At 44.2% G+C, this 23,083-nt stretch carries 20 protein-coding genes; 2 read left to right on the top strand and 18 right to left on the bottom strand.

All coding sequences use genetic code 11. From position 1 onward, the window contains the following. Positions 1-60: 60 nt before the first annotated feature. Together gerQ and ADU22_RS14350 are read right to left on the bottom strand one after the other, a co-directional pair. On the bottom strand, positions 61-531 hold the full coding sequence (gene gerQ, locus ADU22_RS14355) for a spore coat protein GerQ (RefSeq protein ID WP_053362774.1): 471 nt from the start codon (positions 529-531) through the stop codon (positions 61-63). Between the two features lie 23 nt (positions 532-554). After that, the gene (locus tag ADU22_RS14350) at positions 555-1,031 is read right to left on the bottom strand and encodes a cell wall hydrolase (protein WP_053362773.1); all 477 of its coding nucleotides are present in this window, start codon (positions 1,029-1,031) and stop codon (positions 555-557) included. 176 nt (positions 1,032-1,207) lie between these two features. Between ADU22_RS14350 and ADU22_RS25225 the strand changes: the two genes are divergently transcribed. Then, a complete protein-coding gene (locus tag ADU22_RS25225) occupies positions 1,208-1,561 on the top strand; it encodes a nuclease-related domain-containing protein (protein WP_231687892.1) in 354 nt (117 codons plus the stop codon). 922 nt (positions 1,562-2,483) lie between these two features. Here the strand turns inward: ADU22_RS25225 and ADU22_RS14340 are convergent. The 13 genes from ADU22_RS14340 to ADU22_RS14280 form a co-directional block, all read right to left on the bottom strand. Beyond that, entirely contained in the window at positions 2,484-3,734 is a 1,251-nt protein-coding gene (locus tag ADU22_RS14340) for a nickel pincer cofactor-dependent isomerase, group 22 (protein WP_053362772.1), read from the bottom strand. A 75-nt stretch (positions 3,735-3,809) separates the two neighbouring features. Continuing rightward, positions 3,810-4,814 carry a 4-hydroxythreonine-4-phosphate dehydrogenase PdxA gene (gene pdxA, locus ADU22_RS14335; RefSeq protein WP_053362771.1) on the bottom strand — a complete coding sequence of 335 codons (1,005 nt, stop codon included), beginning with the start codon at positions 4,812-4,814 and terminating at the stop codon, positions 3,810-3,812. 88 nt (positions 4,815-4,902) lie between these two features. Further along, positions 4,903-6,210, bottom strand: a complete 1,308-nt coding sequence (locus tag ADU22_RS14330; protein WP_053362770.1) for a four-carbon acid sugar kinase family protein — start codon at positions 6,208-6,210, stop codon at positions 4,903-4,905. 256 nt (positions 6,211-6,466) lie between these two features. Continuing rightward, positions 6,467-8,242, bottom strand: a complete 1,776-nt coding sequence (locus tag ADU22_RS14325) for a PrpR N-terminal domain-containing protein (RefSeq protein ID WP_053362769.1) — start codon at positions 8,240-8,242, stop codon at positions 6,467-6,469. Between the two features lie 65 nt (positions 8,243-8,307). After that, positions 8,308-9,114: an ATP-dependent sacrificial sulfur transferase LarE gene (gene larE / locus ADU22_RS14320; protein WP_053362768.1), complete on the bottom strand. Its 807-nt coding sequence runs from the start codon at positions 9,112-9,114 to the stop codon at positions 8,308-8,310. Between the two features lie 198 nt (positions 9,115-9,312). After that, positions 9,313-10,686 (bottom strand): GntP family permease, encoded by a 1,374-nt coding sequence (locus ADU22_RS14315; protein WP_053362767.1) that lies wholly within the window; start codon positions 10,684-10,686, stop codon positions 9,313-9,315. Between the two features lie 577 nt (positions 10,687-11,263). After that, positions 11,264-12,487, bottom strand: a complete 1,224-nt coding sequence (locus ADU22_RS14310) for an MFS transporter (RefSeq protein WP_053362766.1) — start codon at positions 12,485-12,487, stop codon at positions 11,264-11,266. Between the two features lie 95 nt (positions 12,488-12,582). Then, the gene (gene sstT, locus ADU22_RS14305; RefSeq protein ID WP_053362765.1) at positions 12,583-13,821 is read right to left on the bottom strand and encodes a serine/threonine transporter SstT; all 1,239 of its coding nucleotides are present in this window, start codon (positions 13,819-13,821) and stop codon (positions 12,583-12,585) included. A gap of 258 nt (positions 13,822-14,079) precedes the next feature. Next, positions 14,080-14,919, bottom strand: a complete 840-nt coding sequence (locus ADU22_RS14300) for an aldo/keto reductase (RefSeq protein WP_053362764.1) — start codon at positions 14,917-14,919, stop codon at positions 14,080-14,082. A 27-nt stretch (positions 14,920-14,946) separates the two neighbouring features. Beyond that, a complete protein-coding gene (locus ADU22_RS14295; RefSeq protein ID WP_053362763.1) occupies positions 14,947-15,795 on the bottom strand; it encodes an NAD-dependent epimerase/dehydratase family protein in 849 nt (282 codons plus the stop codon). 142 nt (positions 15,796-15,937) lie between these two features. Next, the gene (locus ADU22_RS14290) at positions 15,938-16,492 is read right to left on the bottom strand and encodes a thioredoxin family protein (protein ID WP_053362762.1); all 555 of its coding nucleotides are present in this window, start codon (positions 16,490-16,492) and stop codon (positions 15,938-15,940) included. Between the two features lie 131 nt (positions 16,493-16,623). Beyond that, entirely contained in the window at positions 16,624-17,817 is a 1,194-nt protein-coding gene (locus ADU22_RS14285) for a hypothetical protein (RefSeq protein ID WP_053362761.1), read from the bottom strand. 132 nt (positions 17,818-17,949) lie between these two features. Beyond that, positions 17,950-18,819: an AraC family transcriptional regulator gene (locus tag ADU22_RS14280; RefSeq protein WP_053362760.1), complete on the bottom strand. Its 870-nt coding sequence runs from the start codon at positions 18,817-18,819 to the stop codon at positions 17,950-17,952. Between the two features lie 149 nt (positions 18,820-18,968). Here ADU22_RS14280 and ADU22_RS14275 point away from each other — a divergent pair, with 149 nt between their 5' ends. Then, positions 18,969-19,982, top strand: coding sequence for a zinc-binding alcohol dehydrogenase family protein (locus ADU22_RS14275; protein ID WP_053362759.1), 1,014 nt, complete (start codon positions 18,969-18,971; stop codon positions 19,980-19,982). A gap of 138 nt (positions 19,983-20,120) precedes the next feature. On the opposite strand, the gene ADU22_RS14270 is transcribed toward ADU22_RS14275, so the two are convergent. From ADU22_RS14270 to ADU22_RS14260, 3 genes are all read right to left on the bottom strand, one after another. Further along, positions 20,121-21,404, bottom strand: a complete 1,284-nt coding sequence (locus tag ADU22_RS14270) for a TRAP transporter large permease (protein WP_053362758.1) — start codon at positions 21,402-21,404, stop codon at positions 20,121-20,123. Then, positions 21,405-21,881: a TRAP transporter small permease gene (locus tag ADU22_RS14265; RefSeq protein WP_053362757.1), complete on the bottom strand. Its 477-nt coding sequence runs from the start codon at positions 21,879-21,881 to the stop codon at positions 21,405-21,407. Positions 21,882-21,999: 118 nt separating this feature from the next. Further along, positions 22,000-23,028 carry a C4-dicarboxylate TRAP transporter substrate-binding protein gene (locus ADU22_RS14260; protein WP_053362756.1) on the bottom strand — a complete coding sequence of 343 codons (1,029 nt, stop codon included), beginning with the start codon at positions 23,026-23,028 and terminating at the stop codon, positions 22,000-22,002. Positions 23,029-23,083 lie beyond the last annotated feature (55 nt).

The following is a 23,083-nucleotide window of genomic DNA, read 5'->3' as shown; positions in this document are numbered from 1 at the left end:
GTCATACTGAAAAACAAGAATGGCCAATCTATTGAAATATATTATTTTCTACCCGCAAACCTACTCCGTTGTCTCGAGGGACGCCTCGACAGCAGGGCTAATTTCCGCATGAGGATAGTTGATTCGTTCCGCGAATTCCACCCAGTCAAGATTAGCCATCATCAGCAGGTAACGTTTTCCGCTGGAAGGATCACTGATGATAATATGGTCACGGCCGGCCGTTTCAACACGTCCGTGGTAAACCATCGCATTCCATCTGCTGTTGCCTTGATAAGTAAAATAAAAGGTACCTACCTTGCCTTTATTGAAGCGCAGGATGTTTTCGATAAAGGATTCTTCCACTCTTCCCATCGGAAGACCTTGCCCAGTGCCTATCGGGACAACCGGGACGGAAAACGATGGACCAGAATGCGCTCCTGCCGGAAAGCCAGAAGGTTGTGTCTGCTGCATCGGCATGGTCCGCATCAAGGATGCCGGAGAAAAACCAGAATGATAATTCATCGGATAAAAATATGAGTCTCCAAAAGTCATGGGAAGCTCAGCTCCTTTTTCTGTTATCGGTAAAATTCTGGGCAGTAGCCCGGTACAGCAACATAGAAACAATGGTTTCTATACGCGTGGTCGAACTTCGTCATGGGGGATCTTGGCATCGTGGGGGTGCAAGGTTCCCTGAACTTTTTTCCCGGGCTAGGATTAAAAAACCAAAGATTCAATCTCGACCGGGGGTCCCTGTAGCCGTGCAGCAAATCTCTTGCCCGCCGAAGGTCCTCCTCATCGGGGCGCTGTGTATACAGGGATCCATTCAATACAGGCTCGAAATGAGGAATTCCAGTTCCAGGAATCGTTTGATAAATCGCATGCCGTATATTACGCAAGTTTTTAAAATCGGGAGCACAGTCTGCCTCGACCCGATTGGCCACAACCGTTCCAACCATGTTCATCCCCTGCGGTCCTTCACCAGTTGCCTCCGCCAGCATGAGCCTGGCTAACTCCTCTACATCGCGTTCATTATGTTTTATTCGTCTTCCCATTCACTCACCCCCTTCAGCCTATACAAGTAACTTATTGCCCGATGCAGAATTTGGTAACTTGCCTATCAGCCCAAAAAGCGAATTCCAGGGATGGACAAGAATTTGTCATTTTCTTTTCAGTTACTGTCATTCAATTTTTATACAATTAGCATAGAAACCAAGAAAGGAAGACGAATATGATCATCAAAGAACGAAAGGAATCAGACGAGCTGCTGACTATGCGCTATTTAAACACAAGGAAGCAGTTAACAGAAAAAGATAAAAGCCGATATGTCAAACTTGAAAAAGGCTACGAAGGGGAAGTTCAGTTTGATACGCTCACAGAAAATCTTTCGGAGGAAAGGTATATATTAAATGACTTGCTGCTTGAGGCAAATAACTCGCATTTTCAAATTGACTCCACCGTTGTCTCACAAGGAACGATTTATCTATTGGATTTAAAAATCTTGAAGGAAATTGCTTTCTGGATTCAGACAAATTTTACAGCTTGGCATCCGGCCGCGAATATAAGAATCCGCTTGATCAATTAAAGAGGAGCACCACTCTGTTCCGCCAGCTGCTGCAAATCCACAGGCTCCATTACCTCGTTGAAAGCTTCGTTATTTTCATCAACCAGGAATTCACCCTATACCAGGCCCCACTAGACCAGCCCATAATTCTTCCCACCCAGGTGAACCGATTTTTAAAAGACATGGATAAAACGCCCTCCAAGCTCAATGATGGCCACAAGAAACTTTCCCAAAAATTAATATCACTCCACCAGCCTAAAAATCCTTTTTCCGCAACACCAGCCTATGAATACAGCCAAGTGAAAAAGGGCTGTTACTGTAAAACGTGCAAGTCGTTTAAGGTTTATATTGTCACTTACCATTTGGTATGTGACAACTGTGGAGGACATGAAAAAATTGAACTCGCTATTTTAAGGCATGGAGATGAATTTAGGCTGCTCTTCCCTGAACGTAAGATTACCACCCATAGCATATATGAGTGGTGTCAAATCGCACTTAATGAGAAGACAATCCGCCGGGTATTGAAGAAGAACTTTACGGCTTTCGGGAATACTAGGGATACGTATTATAAGTAGGATGCTTAGGGCCTGGGGTGTATGATTGCGAGTTTAATGGCATGGAAGATTATTCGGATCGAATCCCAGGTTTCCACTTCGTTTTGTACGGATGAAGCCTGCTTTCGGACTCGACCTCCAGGCTTCCGCTCCGACCTGTCCGAATGAAGAATGCTTTCGGACTCGATGCCTTGGTTCCCGCTCCGACCTGTCCTAATCCCAGACTCATTCGGACTCCGCGCCCTGGTTCCAGCCCCATCCTGGCCGAACACGGACGCCTTTAGGACTCACACCCACGTTTCAGCTGCTTCTTGTCCCTTCCTTTCAGCACCAAGAGAATCCCACCTCACAAAAAAACAGCTCCCGCCCAGGAAGCTGCTTTTCCACTATTACATTGGCAGGAAATACCCTTTTTCATCAAACTTCATTTCCTGCAAATCCTCTAGTACTTCAATATTCTTTTGATCTTTCAGCTCGTTAAAAATCACTTCGGAAACGTATAGCTCCCCGATATGGAGGGTATTTGGAATCCGTACAATCCTGGCCTCTTCCGCAGCTACGCCCCAAGTGGCACGGAGCGCCGCTTTTAACGCTTCCTGGTCATTGTCGAGGACAATTGGAATTGCAGCACGTGCTAAAAACGTACTGGTGACCACATTCTCGTTCATCGTTTTCAAATCGATTTTTTCGTATAAACGCTGTGTCGTCAAATCGGCCAAACCGATTCCGAGGGCATTGCCGTGGCTGGCCTCACTCAGATTGGAAGCAATCACATATTTCACGCTAGGCTTTTTCGGCTCTTCAACGCCCAGTACCCGAATGCGGCCAATGATATTCGTATCCATTCCGGTGCCGCTGTAGTTTTTCCCAATTTCGTCGACAACGAGGATGTCCATATCCTCAACCGGCAGGCTTGGCATCAGCTTAAACGCTTGCTTCAGCAGTTCGCGCTCGCGCATTTCAATCTCGTCCGGTTCAATTGCCTCAATGATCGCTGTTTCTTCATGGGCGTTCTCCACAATCCCAACCGCGAACAGGGTATTGGAATTCGCTATTGCGACTTTCCCCACCTCTGGCATCATTTCACTGATTCCTTTGATGCCGTAAGTATGTAGAGCCAGCGCTTGTTTATGTTTGCCCATCCCGATGGAGGCCATTTTCAGGATTCCGCTCTCGATTTTATTTTTAAAATCAGTATGCGGCTTAATCCGGCCCATGACGATGATGCCATCCGCCTTGTTCGCATGCTGATCGATATAAACAGGCACGCCTTCAGAGGTTTCGCCAATCACGTCCACTTCCATGGAGGAACGGATTTCGCAGCCGGTGGATTCTTCGGTAACCCCAAGCCCTTCCAGCACCTCGATTTGCCCTTCAGCAGTCGCTCCGCCATGACTTCCCATTGCCGGGATAATGAACGGGGTTGCGCCTCTTTTCTTGATTTCCTCTGCGACACTTTTGACAATCAGCGGGATATTGTTAATCCCCCGGCTTCCCACCGTAATCGCAATTTCCATCCCAGGCTTGATTTTTTCGTCGGCCTTGACAGCAGCAAATTGTTCTGCAATCGCAGCAGGGATGTTCTCCAGACTCTCAACGTGAAAGTGTTGTCTTATTTTGGCCATTTTAGGAAAAGACATCATCCAACTCCCCTTTCGAAATAATAAAAAGGCAGCAAGAGGCTTTTCAAGCCCCTTGCTTCCAATTTCTGTTCCTTAAGATAATTGATCCGGAGCCAATTCAATCGCCATGCGGATCGCTTCTTTTAATGACAGCTCATCGGCAATGTTTTTACCGGCGATATCAAAAGCGGTTCCGTGGTCAACGCTTGTACGGATGGTTGGCAGGCCGACCGTAATATTGACGCCAGCTTCAAGGCCCAATACTTTGATTGGTCCATGCCCCTGGTCATGGTACTGGGCAACCACGATATCAAAGTCGCCGCGCTTCGCTCTGAAGAATAGGGTATCAGCTGGAAGCGGACCTTGCACATCGATTCCCTCTGCCTGGGCTTTTTCAATAGCCGGAACGATTTTTTCTTCTTCTTCGCCATTTCCGAACAGGCCGTTTTCCCCGGCATGCGGATTGATGCCGCAAACAGCGATGCGCGGATTTTGAATGCCTGCTTTCTTCAGCGTATCATGAGCAAGCTTGATGACTGTATATTGACGTTCAGGATTAATTTTATGAATCGCATCCATCAATCCAATATGAGTTGTCACATGGATGACTCTGAGGCCAGGCGCGGAAAGCATCATGGCGAAATCCTTTGTGCCAGTAAGTTCGGCAAGGATTTCAGTATGGCCAGGATAGATATGGCCCGCTTTATGAAGAGCTTCCTTATTCAAAGGAGCGGTGCAGATTCCCTGGATTTTTTGTTCATTTGCAAAGCCGATTGCCTTTTCCAAATAGCGGAATGCCGCATTCCCCGCCTCGGAGGAAACCTGTCCCCAAGGAAGATCCTCAGAAACGAGATCAAGGTCAAGGATGTCAATAGTACCCGCCTGGTACTTGCCTTCTTCCGGATTTGAAATGCTGTTGAGTTCCAGATTGATATTGGTAACGTCCAACGCTCTTTTTAAGATCTTAAGGTCGCCGATTACGAATGGAGAGCAGTTCTCGTAAATTTTTTCGTCATTCAAGGATTTTACGATAATTTCCGGGCCGACTCCCGAAGGGTCTCCCATTGTAATTGCGATTGTTGGTTTATTTGTAGCCATCATAGTTTCCTCCCATTTCTCGTCTCATAAAATTCTTGCACCTGCTCCTGAAAGGAGGATGCTGTATATAGCCTGATTGGTTTCATCCTCAGCTTTTCACATGTGAATCCTGTGTTAGGGTTTGAAGTGCTTTGGCGAAGGCCTTTTCGGTTCCAAAGGCACCTGCTTTTGTCACCAGTGGAAGGCCGTCAAAGGAGCCGCCGAACAATTTCCCGTAAGGAATTCCGGCTTCCACTTCCCCAATTACCCGTATCCCTTCACCGTTTAACACTTTGCATGCCTCTCCGGCAATATCGCCGCCTGTAAGGACAGCTCCGCAAATGCTCCTGCTTTCAATCAATCTGCCGGCAATTTCACCCATTGCCTCGGCGATGGTATGGCCCACTTCGAAGTTGGTCAGGCCCAGGGTTTGCTGAAGCTCCTTCACTTTAGCGATTGTCTCCTGCCTGCGGTCGGTGCTGACCACCAAATCGCCTTTATCGAGCAACTTCTGGCCAGTTTTCACAATGCGCTCAATTTCCAGTTTTCGCTTATCTGCAAAAAAGAATTCCTCTGGAGAGAGAATAATTTCTGCAACATGATTGGTTTCTTTTAAATATTGGATCTGATCCTCAGTGATGGACTTGACACTTCCTGCCACCAGAAGCACCGGATCCCGTTTACCCGCTTCGGGAGCTGCTTCCGGCTCCTGGGTCTCGTCAGTGCCGAAAAGATGATAGGCAATTCCTGCCGAGCCGACCCAAAGGGCCTTATCCTCCAGGGATTCCGCAGCTTCAACGATGGTTTGGAGATCTTCATCTGCCGCTGCATCCACAATAATGATGTTTGAACCCTCGCCTGAAGCTAAATTCTTCATGACTTGGGCTAAATGGGTTTTGCCTTTTTTGACATCATCGATCGAAATTAGCTGAACTTCCCGCTTGCTTTGCTCCTGCAGCAATTTTGGCAAATAGCTTTCCTTTACAGGGCAAGCAGGATCATGGGCAATTTCTGTTTCTTCCAGCAAGACACCATTCACATAGTGATGCCCTTGAACCGTCGTTCGATTGCTCTTCGGAAAAGCCGGAACCACAAACGAAGTCTTATAGTTAAAAACATCCATGACGGCATCAATTTCAGGGCCAATATTGCCCCTCATGGTTGAATCGATTTTTTTAAAAACATTCCCGGCACCCAGGTTTTCCAATTGCCGTGATAGTTGATAGACGGCCTCGTATGCCTGGTCGGTACCAAGCGCACGGCTGTCTGAATTTAGAACAATTACATCCTCATTTAAATGGGATGGCTGCAATTGTGTATCTGCAAATAACACGGTTGTATTCAGCCCTTTTTTGGCAAACTGGACGCCTGTATCATTGGCTCCTGTTAAATCGTCGGCGATAACAGCTAGTTTCACCTGCTCTCCCCCCTTTACTCTGTGGTCCTGTTTGTTTAGTGTGCATTTTCGCTCTTAATGTCTATGCATGGATTTTACCCTTAATGGACCTGAAGCAAGCAATGGTCTTTTTATAACAGGGTCTCTCTTACATGCAAAACGCTTACAAATATAGTTTAAATCAAAACGTTGCATTAAGCAATACTTAATTGCGCTTTTTAAATTTTATTTCTCATTAGTTGCTTTTTGCAACATATAGGCATAATAAAAACGCAAGCTATTCTTTCAGCTTGCGCCATAATGTAGAGCGGTTTATTCCCAAACGTTTAGCCGCCTTGGACTGGTTCAATCCTTCCTCTTCCAGGACTTTCGCAATCACCTGTTTTTCAATGTCTTCAAGTGTACCGCTTAAATCAACGGGTGTGAGGGCGTCGTTCTGCTTGTCCTGCTGCTCCAGCTGGTTAAAGAGATCCATTACCTTGTCCTTCTCGATATAATAGGCATGAGATTGTAAAAATAGCTGTTCAATTACTTGTCTCAGCTGTTCCACATTTCCCGGCCAATCATAGTGAACAAGTTCATCGAGGGCATCCTGCCGTATCCCGACGACTCCGTTGCCGTATTTTGGATGAAGCTCCGAGATAAACACATGCACCAGATCCTCGATATCCTGCCTTCGTTGCCTGAGCGGCGGGATATGGATGGTTAACGCTGCCAAGGAATGATACAAATCGGGGTTGAACTCCCCGCTGTTCACTTTTTCTGCGATGTCATCCCTGGAGGATACCAGCCATTTCAGCTTTTTACTGCCTTCCAACTGCAGGATGCCATGCAGCTCTTTTTGCAAATAGGAATTCATTTTATCAATGTTCTTCAGGAAAAGGACCCCATTGCTGTATTTATGGAAAAAATCTTCGTTCAGCAAGTCCTTCAGCTGATCCCGCTTCAAACGTTCTCCATGCAGGATGATAAAAGGTCCATTGCCTGGCTCCCTTTTTAAATAGATGGAGTGGGCTGCCACGCTTTTCCCATTTCCCTTTTCGCCCAAAATCCATACAGGGTCCTTCATGGAGCTGTATTCATCTATTTGCTTCAGCACCCGCTCAAAGACTTCGCTTTTTCCCGTCAGCGGAATATAAGGAACAGACATATGAAGCTCGATGGCATTCAGATCGCTATCATCGCCTCGCCCATTTTCCTGGTTGGAATTTGTTTTATCCATCATGATGATCGTGTGGCGATCCATGGTGCATGCGGAAATGTTCCAGAATCCCTCATTAAGATGAAGTGTTTTAGCGATTTTTTCATTGGTGATGAGGCTTTCCTGGAGCAGCTGCTTCATTCCTGGTAAATTCCTCAGTTTTCCCCATTGGAATTCCTTGTAAAACGTTCCATTCGCATACACAAGGTTCTCTTCCTGGTCCATAACCGCAATAATCTGGCCGCCGCAATCCAGAAGATGTTTATAGAATGAAACATCCTGCTGCAGCCGAGAATAGATGCGGTATGACCTTCTCGTTTGTTCAAAGGCATCAAAAATGGCTTCTTTTCCAGAGGTAATCAGCACCCCTGTCAAGCCTAGCTCCCTGGCAGCCTGGACTGTGACCACGTCCCCGATGACCACTTCGCAATCAAGCTTTTTGAGACCCGATAAAATTTCTTTAACTTCTGTTTCCTTGGTGATGGTCAATGTTTCGATGTCAAAGTCCAGCAGTTTGCAAATCGTTGACGCGCCATGGGTGATATTGGAGAAACCCACAATCGCCGCTTTTCGGGAAAATCCTTTCACAAGGGTTAAAATGCGAAGCACATCATAACCCGATACCTGGATGTCAATCACCGGGATGGATACAGCCTCCTGTATCAGCGAAGCTGTACCGCCGCGGCTGATAATCACATGATAACCTTCATGTTCAGCCTCCCGGGCAATTGCCGCTCCTTCATGCAGGTTCCCTAGTTCAATATGCAGCTGGATATCATCAACTTCCTGAGTAACTTCTTTCATCATTTCATACAGTCCCTCATACGGGACGATAGCCAATGCTTTAATCATATTCCACTTCACCCTTTGCTGCACAAATCATCTGTTCTTCCTTTTTCCCCGGAACTCCTCTTTGGCTACTGGCCACTTTTCAACACTTTGTTCATGCTGCCGCTCACATAGCCCTGCAGGTCAAGGGACACATACTTATAGCCGAATGACTGGAGATTTTTCACGATTGCATTATGGTAGGATAATACAAGCTGCATTTCCTGCGGCTCCACTTCAATCCTGGCAATATCTTCATGGGTACGGACACGCACCTGCCTGATTCCAAGACTTTTGATGTATGCCTCGGATTTCTCCACCTTGGTCAGCTTTTCCTGAGTAATTCTTTCTCCATAAGCAATCCGCGAAGAAAGGCAGGCAAAGGATGGTTTTTCCCAGGTAGGGAGATTTAATTGTTTGGAAAGCTCGCGGATTTCTTCCTTATAAAGGTTTGCTTCCTGAAGCGGTCCGCGCACCCCATGTTCCTGGGCTGCACGAACTCCTGGGCGGTGCTCGCTCATATCATCCGCAATCAAGCCGTAGACAGCATTCTTGAACCCTTTTTCCTGCATAATTGGAACGATTTCTTCAAACAGTCCATTTTTGCAGAAATAGCAGCGGTTCCGGTCATTTTCCGCATAACCGGGAATATTAAGTTCAGATGTTTCAATCACTTGGTGGTTGGCCCCGATCCATTTTGCAAGCTTCTTTGCTTCTTCCAGTTCACTAGAAGGGTATGTTTCGGAATCAGCCGTCACCGCCAGGACTTTTTCCGTTCCTAGAACATCAACCGCTACCTTAAGCAGCAGTGTGCTATCAACGCCGCCCGAAAAGGCAACAACGACATTGTCCATTTCTCTCAGGATTTCTTTCAATTTTTCATATTTAGCTTGCATTCTGTATTCCCACCTGTCTCAGTTGTTTTTAATTTATATGGACTTTTCTGGATATTTGCATTTTGCAACACATTTCCATTATAAGCGATTTCCTTCCAAAGGAAAAGTCATTTATAAAGCGATTCCAACTAGATGGTCAAAAAGGCTTCTATAGAAAAAGGCCCATAAAAGATGGACCCTTTTCATTACATTATCATCTTATAGAATCATGTTGGCAATCAAAAGGCATATAAACCCTGTAAACCACATAAGCGTAGTCGGCACGGACCAAACCATGATTTGTTCTTTGACTTCTTTGATTCCCAGCATGCGGTTGGAAACCCAGAAAAAGCTGTCGTTAAAATATGAGAAGATAAGCGAACCCAACGATGCAGCAATAGCAGCAAGAGCCATATTCACATCCATTTGAGCAAGGATTGGTGCGGAAATGGAGGCTGCCGTAATCATCGCTACCGTACCGCTACCCTGAATTAAACGAACCATCGTCGCAACAAAAAACGGAATGAGAACAGCCGGCATCGCAATATCAGCAATTTGCTGTGCAATGTAATCCCCTGTGCCGCTTTCGCGCAATACATTTCCAAGCGCTCCGCCGGCACCAGTTACAAGCAGGATAATTCCCGCATCCTGGATTCCTTTTTCCATTTCTTCAAGTGTTTCCTGGCGGCTTCGATCTCTGGCTAGAGCATAGATTGCAACAATTAGTCCAATGGCAACCGCAATGATTGGCTGACCGAGGAAGATTAAGATTCCGTAAATACCTTCTGTTAGCTCCAAAGCTGCAAGCGTTGTGTTCACGAAGATCAATAGAATCGGAATCAAAACTGGCAGGATGGAACGCGCAAAGGATGGAAGTTCTTTTTCTCTTTCATTGATGATGTCCACCATTTCCGGATACGTCATCTGTTTTTCAGGTCTTGAGAAGCCTGATTCCGAATCATCAGGAATTTGGTAAATTTTCTTCCCTAGCCATTTTGCATACAAAACACCGACAATCATCAGCGGAATCGCAAAGATAAGACCCATCGCAATCATGATGCCAATGTCAATTCCGAAGATACCTGCCACTCCTAATGGACCCGGTGTTGGAGGTACCAATGAGTGTGTTAGCACAAGACCTACGGCTAAAGCAACACCAATCGAAATAACGGATTTGCCTGTTTTTCTGGAAAGCGTTTTAACCAATGGGTTTAAGATTACAAAAGCTGAGTCAAGGAAGATTGGAATCGAAATGATATAACCAGCGATCGCCATCGCCCATTCTTCCCTTTTCCTTCCGACAAATTTAATTAACGAATAAGCCAGTGTCTCTGCTGCCCCTGAGATTTCAAGGATGCGGCCCATCATGACACCAAGGCCTATGACAATACCGACCGATGCCAGCGTACTTCCGAATCCTCCTGAAATGGCCGCAGCCACATCGCCAGGAACCATGCCTCCTACAAGACCCGCAATCGAAGCAGCGATGATCAGTGCCAGAAAGGCATGAATTTTCGTTTTTAAAACGAGCAAAATTAGTACAATAACCCCTAGTATTAACCCGGAAACCATTTGGATGCCTGTTGGTTCCATAGTATACTCCCCCTTGTTCTGTAAATGTTTTCATTTAAGGTTAAAAATAAGGATGGATATCATTTCTCATTTTCGTCATATAAAAGACATTTCATTCTACGAGCCCAATCCTCTTCAACTTCAAAGAAGGCGGTTTCAAATCAGCCAAAACACCCCCGATGGTTACTTGGCAAGGAATGGGTGCCTATAGAAGTACGGTCAGAAGTTGTTTCATTTTGCAACTTCCAGATATAGGGTGGATTGTCGCCTGCTGTTTCACCGGACTGCAAGTGCTTACAATAAAAGGAATGAACCAAAGTGATTTGTTAGGAACTTTTTGTAAGCGCAGTTATAATGGAGCAAGCTAACCTTCACCGGAAGGAATAATATGAAAATGCAACACTTTTCCAATTAAACTTCCAAAATAATGTAGAAAATACGAGAAATGTTGTTTATCGCATCACTTGGTGCTGTAAGTGAATTCTAACGCCTTCTGACTATCTTGTCAAGGGGACATTGTGAACATTTTATTTTATTTTTTGTTTCTTTTTTCAACAGTTTGATATTTTCATTTTTAAAAAGATTAAGGGGACGGTTCTCATGCTTCCTCTGAAGCATGAGAACCGTCCCCTTGCATCAATGATACTCCAATTAATCCGACTGCTGAGAAGACGACGGGGGTAATAAACCCGTAGTAGTAACCATGAAATTGATCCAATACGAGCCCAAAAATGCCGGGCAGCAAGACAGCACTGAGGAAACCGCCTGTGTTCGCGAATCCTGACGCGATGCCTGACTCGCCCACCGGGAAGAATCGCCGCACCGCAGCGAATGTTAAGGCATTGGCGCCGTAGGCAAGGCCTATCATAAAGAAAAGGATGGTCAAAAAGAAAAGCGGCGGATTCGCCCCCGCAACGAGGAAGGATGACCAGCACAGAACACTCAGGGCGTGCACGACGATATAAGGCTTTTTAATCATTCCCAGCATACTTGATAGCTGACCAGCCAAGGGCGCGCCGATGAGAGCTCCCACCAAACCGATTAAAACGAGCTGGCTGCTTTCCGTCCGGGACATCCCGTACACATCCATCCCATAAGGCACCGCCCATGAACCGATGAAACCCACATACGTACCGACAAGCCCAAAGTGGCATAGAAACAGCGCCCATGCTTGCCGGCTGGACATCATCCTCCGCAGCAGTACCGCGGTTTTGTCACGTTTGATTTCGCGTTTCTCAAAAAGGGAATGATTTGGTTTTTTTACCAGAACGAAGTAGAGAAGAAACGCACATACACACAATAGGATTCCCGTTGAAAAAAACGCTGGCCTCCATCCAACGAAGTCAATCCAGGCTGCAAACGGGACGGTCGCAGCCAAAAACCCGAGGCTGCCCGTCATCGCGGCAATTCCAATCAAGGAGGAAAATTCCCTGACATTGAACCACCTGCTCAGAATCAGCACCATATTGACCCAAATGGTCGCATCGCCAATGCCTGTAAGTGCCCTGGCAAAAAACAAGACCATTTCATGCGTTCCGATACTGTAAAGGATGGTTCCTGTCCCGGTCAGGAAGGCTCCCGCAACGAGAAAAAAATTGGGTCCAAACCGGTCCGCCAACAGGCCCATCGGAATTTGCAGCACCGTGTAGACCAAAAACTGGATGCTTGCCAGCAGCCCAATCGTGGAGGCACTTACCTGAAATTCCTTCATCACTTCATTTGTGATCAAACCAGGAGCTGTCCGCTGAGTGGACAGCAATAAATAGGTACACAGCACACAGCCAAAAACAATCCACCTGTACCGCAAACTCTGCTTTTCCAAATCATTCTGCTCCCATAGGTTTTTATACAATATATGGAGAAAGCAAAAGGACGGTTCTTGTGCTTCTTTTGAAGCACAAGAACCGTCCCCATGTTTTACGCAATTTCATGTATTTCTGCTGCTTTACCTTCTTTGCGCAGTTCTTTATATTCTGCTGCGGCGGTGAAAACGATATCTGTTGATGAATTGAGTGCCGTTTCAACGGAGTCTTGAACAACACCGATGATGAAGCCGACTCCAACAATCTGCATCGCTACTTCATTTGGAATTCCAAACAGGCTGCTTGCCAGAGGAATCAGGAGAAGTGAGCCGCCGGCGACACCGGAAGCACCGCATGCACTGACAGCTGCCAATACGCTAAGGATGATAGCTGTGGCGAAATCTACCTGGATGCCCAATGTATGAACCGCAGCAAGTGTCAGGACGGAAATTGTAATCGCAGCGCCCGCCATATTGATGGTAGCCCCCAGCGGGATGGAAACAGAATAGGAATCTTTGTTTAAGCCCAGCTTTTTGGCCAATTCCATGTTCACCGGAATGTTTGCGGCGGAGCTTCTAGTAAAGAAGGCCGTCATTCCACTTACTTTTACCGCCGTCCAAACCAGCGGATAAGGGTTTCTCCGTGCCGTCACATAAACAAGCAGCGGGTTCATGACAAAAGCCACAAAGAGCATGCACCCGACCAGGACAGCAAGAAGCTTTCCATACCCTAACAAGGACTCAAGTCCATTGGTAGTGATCGATTCGATGACAAGTCCCATGATTCCGAACGGCGCAAACTTGATGACCCATCCAACCATTTTCGAAACAGCTTCCGAAACGTTCGAAATCAATGTTTTAGTTGAATCAGAAGCACTTCTTAAAGCAAAACCGAGAACGAGCGCCCACGCCAAAATCCCAATATAGTTTGCATTCGCAATCGCATTGAATGGATTATCGACGACGTTCATCAATAATGTACGAAGAACCTCCACTACACCGCCAGGAGCGGTAAAGCCTTCAGCGCCTGTAGCCAGTGTCAGTTCGACAGGGAATAAAAAGCTGGCGATTACGGCCACCACCGCCGCCAAAAAGGTCCCTGACAGATAAAGCGCGATAACGGTTTTCATATTGGTTTTCGCCCCTTTTTGATGCTGGACGATGGCTGCCATCACCAAAAAGAATACCAGTACAGGTGCAATCCCCTTTAACGCACCCACAAATAAAGATCCGAGGATGACAAGCGGTTTCCCTGCAGCAGGAGACAGTACKGCAAGCAGGATCCCGACTGCAAGCCCAATCATGATTTGCTTCACGAGGCTCAGCCTGCTCCACATTCCCCATAAACTTTTCATAGAAATATTCCCCCATTATTCTAGTCTGTTAAAATAATAACCATTAGAAAGATTTATAAATGCTTAAACCACCTGCAGTCCCTTCTAAAAAGACATTTGTCTTTTTGAGATAGATTCATTATAGCTTTTCTTATACTACTTTACAATAATAAAAAAGCTATGTAAAGAATAGTTTTACAATTCAGAATAGAAGATGCAAAAAAGCATAACCTTCCTTAAATGGAGGAAAGGTTATGCTTGATAGGTGAATGAGTTTTATTAAATTTTATTAAAGTCATCAGGATCCGCAAACTGGCGCTGGTCCTGATTAAGGGCATTGATTTGCTCCATGTCCTCCTGTGTGAGTTCAAAATCAAAGACATCCGCATTTTCAGCAATGCGGTGCGGCTTGACCGACTTAGGGATAGTAACGACTCCAGTCTGGATATCCCAGCGAATGATGATTTGGGCGGTGGATTTATTATATTTTTTGGCGATTTCAACTAAGGCTGGTTCATCAAGAAGGCCGCCTTGCATCAGCGGTGACCATGCTTCAAGCTGGATGCTGTGCTTTTTGCAGAATTCATGCAGTTCCCGCTGATTGAATCGCGGATGATACTCCACCTGATTGACCATCGGGACAATTTCGCTATTGGCAATGAGTTCTTCCAGATGGTGAATTTTAAAATTGCTGACCCCAATGGCGCGGACACGGCCATCATTATAAAGCTTTTCAAGCGCCTTCCATGTTTCAACATATTTTCCCTGGGAAGGAAGCGGCCAGTGAATCAAATACAGATCCAGGTAGTCCAATCCCAGTTTATTCATGCTAGTTTCAAATGCCGCTAGCGTAGCTTCATAGCCTTGGTCGGCGTTCCAGACTTTGGTCGTGATGAACAGTTCTTCCCTAGGTATATTGGACTCGGCAATCGCTTGGCCGACTCCCTCTTCGTTTCTGTAAACGGCAGCTGTATCAATGCTTCTGTAGCCCAATTCAAGAGCCGTTTTGACAGAATTGACAACTTCCTCGCCGTCCTTGACCAGGAAAACACCAAGGCCCAGCCATGGCATTTTCACCCCATTATGTAAAGTAGTCGTGCTTTGTAGACCATTCGTCATCGTTTGCCACTCCTTCAATTTATAGAATTATAGGTTCACATTTTCTCTCCATTTATGAATGGGCTTCCAATTCAGGAGTTTCTTGGCTTTTTCATTGTTTAGCAGAGGTTCGAAGCCTGAAAGTTCCTTCTTGAAGTCTTTCACATCCGGAAAACATGTTTCCATCAATTGTTTGCTCTCGATATCCATACTGGTTTCATCGGCCCCTATGTTAAGGGCAACAGAGCCCAGCCCATCTGTCTCAACGGCCAGCCGGTAAGCTGCTGCTGCATCACGTGTATCGATGTAACTCCATAAAATCGGTTTGCGCTGTTCAGGATCATGGATGAATCCTGGAAAGTTCTGATACATTTCAGGAGAAATAACATTTCCCAGCCTGAAGGATACCACTTGCATTCCGGTCCTGCGGTGGATCATATGAGCTGTTTCCTCATTGACAATTTTGGATAGCCCATAGCTTTCTTCCGGCAGCTGAGGATGCTCTTCATCAATTGGTACATATTGCGGACCGAGGTTTTGCCTGGAAAAACAAATACCATAGGACGATTCACTTGATGATATAACAGCCTTTTTTATTCCCAAATTTCCCGCTGCTTCCAAAATGTTATAAGTGCTCATCACATTGTTTTGGAAGGTGACTTCGTTTGGATGGGAATAGGCAACCGGAATCGCAGCAAGATGAACGACCGCATCGGCACCTGCCAATACACCATACACCTCACCCAGATTGGTCAAGTCTGTGATGACCGTCCTGCAAAGTGCTTCTTTTGGATGCTTCAGGTCTGCATTTACCACTTCATACCCATGTTCCAAAAATTCGGTTATGACGGCAGAGCCAAGCAAMCCGCTACCGCCTGTAATGACTATCTTTTTCATTTTTAATTCCCCATTCCTGGAACCACTTAGTTTGTTGTCTGACTGAACCAAGTATATGCAAAAAAAGACAGTTTTTCAAGTAAAAAGAGACAGAGGGACGGTTCTACTGCTTCAATGAAGCGCGAGAACATTCCCTCTGCTTTTATTTCAATACTGCCAGCATGTCCTTGGTGATCGATTCCCAAAGAGCTTTGTCTTCTGTCAGGCCTTTTTGGAAAGCCGGAATCGCTTTTTTAAATGCTTCGTCAAACTCCGGAGTCCCCTTTGGCGGCAAAGAACCAAATAATTCATCAGCAAGTTTTTGGGCTTCCGGTGCACGCGGTCCCCATTTTGCCACTTCCTCGCCCTCCTGGTCAATCAGGACAATGATTGGAATCGAGCGTGATTTCCCATTGGTTAAATATTGATCCATCAGTTCGAGATTCTCATCCCGGATAAAGTAACGGACATCAATAAGCGCCTCATTGGCGATCCTCAGGAATAAAGGGATGTTGACCATCGCATCTCCGCACCAGTCTGCCGTAAGAATGAGTGCCCTAAGCTCCTTAACCTGAAGTCCGTGAAGGAAGCCTCTTTGATTCTCTTCAAGCTCACTTGAGTTGTACACCTTTAGCAAGCCATCACGATTCACTTTCATACTTGAAATATATTGTGTTGTGGTCATTCCCTGCTTAAACCATTCATTTAATGATTTCATATTGACACCTCTCCCTTTTTGTAGTGAATTTTTATGAAATTTCCTGACAAGAGCATTCCCTCTATCGATTATACACAATTTTTCACCTGATCCTTGGTTTTAACACTCATCAACTTAATAACTATGGTTCTTTACGAGAGTGGAAAAAGCTCACCTATATTGAATACATACTCATCAGGTAGCTTGTCTGCTTGTCTAGAGATTTCCGCTCTGAAGCTTTCCCTTCCCTTTATCACAATCTGATCCTTTTTAATGATGATATTGCCAAAGCTGTAGGGAGCATAGAAAGTATTAATAAAATCAATATGGCTTACAGCCGATGTCCCTGTTGTCAAATCTGTCACTTTAAGGCGGTACTCCGCTTTTTCCAAGTGGCTTTTAGGTACCTTGTAAACAATCTCCGCTAAATAGCTCTTATTTTGTTTAGAGTCATATGTTAATTCCATATCCTGACCTTTTTGTTTGATCATTTGGATGACTTTCTCTATCTTTTCCTTTTCCAGATGGTCAAATTCGGCAATCAACCTTAATCCATCACAGACAGAATCGAACAACATCTCAGACCTAATCCGCTCGTCACCGGCTAAATATGCAGTGACATCGAGGGTGGAATACGTATATTTGTGCCAGGTTTCCAATGCGATTTCCTGTTTGGCCATGTCCATAGTCTCGCCAATATGGATATAAATTTCATCATAATCGGGAAGCAGCACGTTCGCCTTCCTTAATAGATTGCCAAACAACTCTGAGTAAATATAATCATAAGGAGATAAAGTCCCCTTTTCATAGCAGTCATATATCCTAATCCCCGCGATTTTTCTGGTTAAAGGACGAGGGTGGATGGAACAGCTGTACATTAAACAGTCTGCCCTTTTCGCCTGGTTTTTCACCCTGATTTCCTGTTCTGCTTTCGCGTAGTCTTTAAAGTCCTCCTTCGTTTTGGGAACGAAAGCAGAAGCATTTCCATAGTCAGCCAGCAGCTCCTCTTCGTGAAAATCCATACGTTCTTTACGTTCTATGAATCTTACTTTCTTAATGGCTTCTTCCACCTTCATAAATCCGTATTGAAAATCTTCCAAATCCAATTTACCCGGATTTTTAAAACTTCCATGAACCTCCACTTCCGCAATCGTTTGATATAGGGATTTAAGCTTCAATTTTTTCGTCCGGGGAGCATTCTGAATGAATCGGATCAGGATACATTCAAAGGTTTGTCCATGGAATCTACCTATTAGATGTTCATTTAAAAAGGTGTCAAGCAAGTGTAATGTTCTGTTATCGGTTTCCTTGCTTTTGAAATCCTTGTACTCAATCAGGAATCTCATGCGGGCTCCTTTCATTTTTACTATTTATTATTAATTGTTTATATGTTCCAGCCTCATTAACACACAATGGGACCGAAAGATTATGAAAAACATCATTTGTCAACTTATAGAGTTAGTGTGCTCCTGTATTCATCAAAAACCTCTTTTGCCTTTCCTATATTGGGATGGACTGGACTTTAGATATTTCTTAAAAACTCTATGAAAATGAGTCAAGCTTTCAAAACCGCATAGATCTGCAATATAAGAAACTGAAAGACTTGTTGCCAATAAAAGTTCTTGAGCTTTAATCACTCTTTTCGTGTTCAAGTAGACTGTCAATCTCATTCCAGTTGATCTTCTAAATACTCTGCTAAAGTGCGATGTGCTGACTAATGCCTGCTGGGCAAGGTCTGTAAGGGTTAATTTCTTGTTTAAATTTTGGTTAATATATCCTAATATTTCTTTCACCCAGTCCGGGCTGTTTGTGTGAGGAAGATTAATGGTTACAGCGCTCTCAATCAACGTTCTGTGTAAATAAAGGATTATCTCATGAAGAATCAGCAAAGAGGCCTGCCTCGAGCCGAGCTTATTTTCTACAAGTTCATCCTTTAACCTTTCCATTTGTGTTTTAAACTTTCTTTGCTGCTCCAGGGAAAGGGATATTTTATACTTTCTTTCGTTTTTTATTATTTCAAATAGGTGCCAATAGGAAAATGAATCATCTATTAATGTAGGAAAGAATAATTCTGGACCGAAGAAAACGACGCTGGAATTAACAGGATCTAAATGATCCGGGGTTGCTCTGTGTATAGTGTTGGCAGGTATGATAAATACATCACCAGATTGCATTTGGTAGAAAAAGTCATCTATAAAAAAAGTCCCTTTGCCTTCATAAACATACACGATTTCATAATCATCATGGATATGCTCGGGGCGTTCACGATTTGGGCTTTTCGTATCCTGATAGATAACCGTCAAAGAAAAAAGAGAGTCACTGTTTGAAACCTTTTTTATCTTTACCATAATCAAGCACCTCAACTCAAATATCAAAATATGATATAAAATAAGCAAAATACGTAAGGTTTATTACTATTATTGATGATAACATAAAGTATGAAAACGTTTTCCTCTTTAAAATATGCTTTCATTTTGTTCAGGAAAGGGTGTAAGTCATGAAAGCCATCGTATGTCATAGGCCAGGAAATATGGAAATAGAAGAATTGGATAACCCGGCTGCTGTTAAAGATAACCAAGTATTGCTAGAGGTGAAGAGAATAGGAGTATGCGGTACGGATATTCATGCTTTCTCCGGAAACCAGCCTTTTTTTCAGTACCCTCGTGTGTTAGGGCACGAATTATCTGGTGTTGTAAAAGAGACAGGCATTAATGTCAGCAGCATTGTTCCTGGAGATAGAGTTTCTGTGATTCCCTATATGCATTGCGGAAAATGCATAGCATGCAATAAAGGCAAGACCAATTGCTGCACCAATATGAAAGTGGCTGGTGTACATATCGATGGTGGAATGGCAGAACTGATTGTATTACCCGAAAGCCAGGTAATCAAAGTGAACCAATTATCGTTAGAAGAAGGAGCAATCATAGAGCCTCTCTCCATTGGCGCACACGCTGTTAGAAGGGCTGCCATTTCAAAGAAAGAAACGGTACTTATTATCGGGGCAGGACCCATTGGTTTGGGCGTGGCTAAATTTGCTAAACTGCAAGGCGCTAAAACCATTGTTATGGATATTAATGAAGCTCGTTTGTCTTATAGTCAGCAATGGTCTGGGTGTGATATCGTCATTAAGCCCTCTGACCGAACAGTCGAAGAACTAACAGCGATGAATAATGGGGACTTGCCGACAGTGGTAATTGATGCAACAGGAAACAGGCGTTCTATGGTGAGTTCTTTCGATTTTGTTGCCCACGGCGGAAAACTTGTTTATGTGGGTCTTGTGAAGGATCATATTACATTCAGCGACCCTGATTTCCACTCAAAGGAATTGACATTGTTAGGCAGTAGAAATGCCACTCGGGAAGATTTCGAATATGTAATTTCATGTGTAAATAAAGGGGAATTAGATACTTCCTCCTATATTACAGAAAAAGTCGCCTTTATGAACACACCAGAGTATTTTAATAGTAATACCTTTTATACAAACAAGACCTTGATATGTGTTAACGAATAATTTTTTAGCGGTCACATTGCACATGGCAAAAAGGTATCTTAAACAGCCTCTTCTCTATTGAAGGGCTCTTTTTTATGCCCAACACTTCGGTCAACATATTAAAGGGCGGGAATGCTACCCCGCCCCGGATTACTAAACTTATGAGAAATTCTGAGGAAGCCATAGAGAAATTTGGGGAATAAACGCGATTAATAATGTAGCGACTATCAATATAACCAGGAAGGATACACTTTCTTTTATGAAATCTTCTATCCTAGTCTTGGTAATAGAACATGTCGTAAACATTATTGTTCCCAACGGAGGTGTCATGGTTCCGATACTGATGCACATAATAAAGAAAATACCGAAGTGGACTGGGTCGATGCCATATTGTTGCAACATTGGCATAAATAGAGGGGTTAGGATAATAATTGAAACATTTCCCTCTACAAACATCCCAATGATTAATAGAAAAACAGTGACAATCAGGAAGAACAATACTGGTGAAGAAATGTATTCCACCATGAAGGCTGTCATTTTCTGAGGCAACTGCTCCAATGTTAAAACCCAGGCAAAGGCAGAGCCTGCAGCAATGATAATTAGAATGGAGGCAGCGGTATGTACGGTTTCGACCAGCGCCTTGATAAGCTGTTTTATTGTCATTTCCCGATAAATGATAAGCCCCAGCATAAGTGCATAAAATACAGCGATCGCTCCTGCTTCCGTCGCGCTGAATACACCGAACCGAATACCACCGATGATGATGACAGGCAAAAGGAGCGCAAGCAAAGCATCTTTAAAAGTAATTAGGAATTCCTTTAATGTAATTCTTTTTTGTTTTTCTGTTTCCAAACTATGCTTTTTGGCATAAAAATGAACATAAATCATAAAAATCAGGCAGAGAACAATCCCCGGTAATACACCTGCCATGAACAATTGTCCAATGGATACATTCCCTACGTATCCATACATAATCAAGGCAATTCCTGGCGGGATAATCGGTGTAATTAAAGATGTCCCAGCAGTCAAAACTGTGGCAAAGGACCTGCTATAGCCCTTTTTCTCCATTTCAGGGACCAGGACCTTTGATTGCATGGCTGCATCGGCTATGTTAGAGCCTGATAAACCACCCATTAAAGTACTAAGAATGACATTCACTTGGGCCAACGATCCTGGAAGCGGACGAGTAATTACTTCCGCAAATCTCAACATCCTGGTTGTTATGCCGGTATAATTCATCAGTATTCCTGCAGTGATAAAGAAGATAATCGCAAGCAGCGGAACAGACTCAATCCCTCCCACCATCCTTTGGATAAGAACCACGTTGGTAAAATTGTCATTGAATAAAAAATAAACAGCTGTACTGACAATTAAGGCAAAAGATATGGGAACATTTAATAGAAATAAAAGGACTAATACGGACAATACGACTGTCAAAGCCATTTATGAGCCCCCCAGTTCTTCAGAATTTTTGCGGTGGGACTTCAGCAGTATCCTTGTAAAATGGATGGCTGTAAGCAATCCGCCTATTGGGACAGCCATATCAATGAATTGATAACTGATTGCAAGGACAGGGGTTACTTTGTTAACCGCCTGGGAGGTCAGCTGATAACCCAAAATGACAAATACGAAAATCAATACATAATACATTGCAGCAACTCGTACAAGTTCGCTGATTAAGCGCAGGGGCTTTGGCATCTTGTTTACGAAATAATCCACGCCGATATGGCCCTCACGTTTCATGGCTGAACTAACCCCAATGAATACAAGCCAGATAAACATTCCAATGGTCACTTCTTCAGCCCATGGGATAGGATTGCTAAAAACGAATCGCATTAACACATTAATCCCCGTCAATAAAATGATGACTAAAAGTGCAATGGTTGAAATAACGTCATCGATGGCATTAAACCACTTCATAACCTAACCCCCTATAAAAATATCAGTAGAATTTTTCTTCACTTAGTAAAATAACTGGCAGGTGCCGAATATTAAAAAGGGGCAGCGGTGTATAATTGGCTTATACACCGCTCGAGGCTTAATGTTTTGCTAGTTCATCCTGAATTTTTTCATACAATCCCGGAGACCATTGCGGAAACTTTTCATAAACTCCCTGAACCTTCTCCTTGAAAGGCTCAACATCCACTTCATGTATCGTTACGCCCTGATCCTTAAATGCTGCAAGGACTTTATCATTCTCTTCTTCCAAAACGCCTCTGGCATATTTTGCCGCCTCATCTCCTGTTTCCTTCAAGATTTTAACGGCGTCTTCCGGTAAAGTATCAATAAAAGACTTTCCGCCAATCCAGGAAGTTATGAACCTCTGGTGTCCCGTAAGAGAAAGCTCCTTCGATACTTCCTGTGCCTTTACCCCTTGAAGAACCGGAAGCGGGTTTTCTGCGCCATCTATCAGCCCTTGTTGAAGGGAAGTATATAAATCTCCCAGAGGGGTCGGAGTAGCAGTTGCGCCTAAAGCTTCAAAAGTAGCAATGGACATCTGGTTATTTGGAACGCGGATTTTCATGCCCTTCAAGTCATCTGGCGTCTCTACCTTTTTATTCGTTAAAAGATGACGTTCACCGTAAACCGTATTACCCTGCACAATTTCAATTCCTTTATCATTCAATGCTTTGGTAATATCATTTTTAAACCAATCTGTTTCAGTCAAGTAAATTAAGTCGTCGATACTGTCCGTCAAGTATGGGGCCGTCAATATTCCTGCATCCGGGACATAGTCCATCAAAAAGTCATATCCTGCCATAACAATGACGTTATTTCCCATTGTCGCCTGCTCTACTACATCCTTCTCTGAACCCAGCTGCGAGCTTGGGAACAGCTTCAATTCAATTTGTCCGCCGCTTTTCTCAGCCGCTAATTCCTTCCACTTGTTTGCCAGCTTATCGATTGGCTCTCCTGGCTGGTTTCCGTATGCCAAATTGATTTCAATTTTCTCTCCTTCAGCGGAGGCCTCAGTTGATGACGTTTCAGGTTCTGAAGAACAGGCAGCCGTGACTAATACCAACATTGCCGTAAGGCTAAAGGAAAACCATTTGACTAATCTTCTCATGCAAAAACCCCTCTTCGTTTATAAATTAGAATCACTGCTGGCTCATTATCCTTAA

It is taken from the genome of Bacillus sp. FJAT-27251 (assembly GCF_001273925.1).
Taxonomy (GTDB): Bacteria; Bacillota; Bacilli; order Bacillales; family Cytobacillaceae; genus Mesobacillus_B.
This window is presented reverse-complemented; position numbering and strand designations above follow the sequence as displayed.

Coding starts and splice junctions, on each gene's coding strand:
- ADU22_RS14280 (WP_053362760.1), bottom strand. CDS start 18,819: ATGGTAAAGATAAAAAAGGTTTCAAACAGTGACTCTCTTTTTTCTTTG.
- ADU22_RS25225 (WP_231687892.1), top strand. CDS start 1,208: ATGATCATCAAAGAACGAAAGGAATCAGACGAGCTGCTGACTATGCGC.
- pdxA (WP_053362771.1), bottom strand. CDS start 4,814: ATGGCTACAAATAAACCAACAATCGCAATTACAATGGGAGACCCTTCG.
- ADU22_RS14260 (WP_053362756.1), bottom strand. CDS start 23,028: ATGAGAAGATTAGTCAAATGGTTTTCCTTTAGCCTTACGGCAATGTTG.
- ADU22_RS14265 (WP_053362757.1), bottom strand. CDS start 21,881: ATGAAGTGGTTTAATGCCATCGATGACGTTATTTCAACCATTGCACTT.
- ADU22_RS14340 (WP_053362772.1), bottom strand. CDS start 3,734: ATGTCTTTTCCTAAAATGGCCAAAATAAGACAACACTTTCACGTTGAG.
- gerQ (WP_053362774.1), bottom strand. CDS start 531: ATGACTTTTGGAGACTCATATTTTTATCCGATGAATTATCATTCTGGT.
- ADU22_RS14325 (WP_053362769.1), bottom strand. CDS start 8,242: ATGATTAAAGCATTGGCTATCGTCCCGTATGAGGGACTGTATGAAATG.
- ADU22_RS14300 (WP_053362764.1), bottom strand. CDS start 14,919: ATGACGAATGGTCTACAAAGCACGACTACTTTACATAATGGGGTGAAA.
- ADU22_RS14315 (WP_053362767.1), bottom strand. CDS start 10,686: ATGGAACCAACAGGCATCCAAATGGTTTCCGGGTTAATACTAGGGGTT.
- larE (WP_053362768.1), bottom strand. CDS start 9,114: ATGCAAGCTAAATATGAAAAATTGAAAGAAATCCTGAGAGAAATGGAC.
- ADU22_RS14275 (WP_053362759.1), top strand. CDS start 18,969: ATGAAAGCCATCGTATGTCATAGGCCAGGAAATATGGAAATAGAAGAA.
- ADU22_RS14350 (WP_053362773.1), bottom strand. CDS start 1,031: ATGGGAAGACGAATAAAACATAATGAACGCGATGTAGAGGAGTTAGCC.
- ADU22_RS14270 (WP_053362758.1), bottom strand. CDS start 21,404: ATGGCTTTGACAGTCGTATTGTCCGTATTAGTCCTTTTATTTCTATTA.
- ADU22_RS14290 (WP_053362762.1), bottom strand. CDS start 16,492: ATGAAATCATTAAATGAATGGTTTAAGCAGGGAATGACCACAACACAA.
- ADU22_RS14285 (WP_053362761.1), bottom strand. CDS start 17,817: ATGAGATTCCTGATTGAGTACAAGGATTTCAAAAGCAAGGAAACCGAT.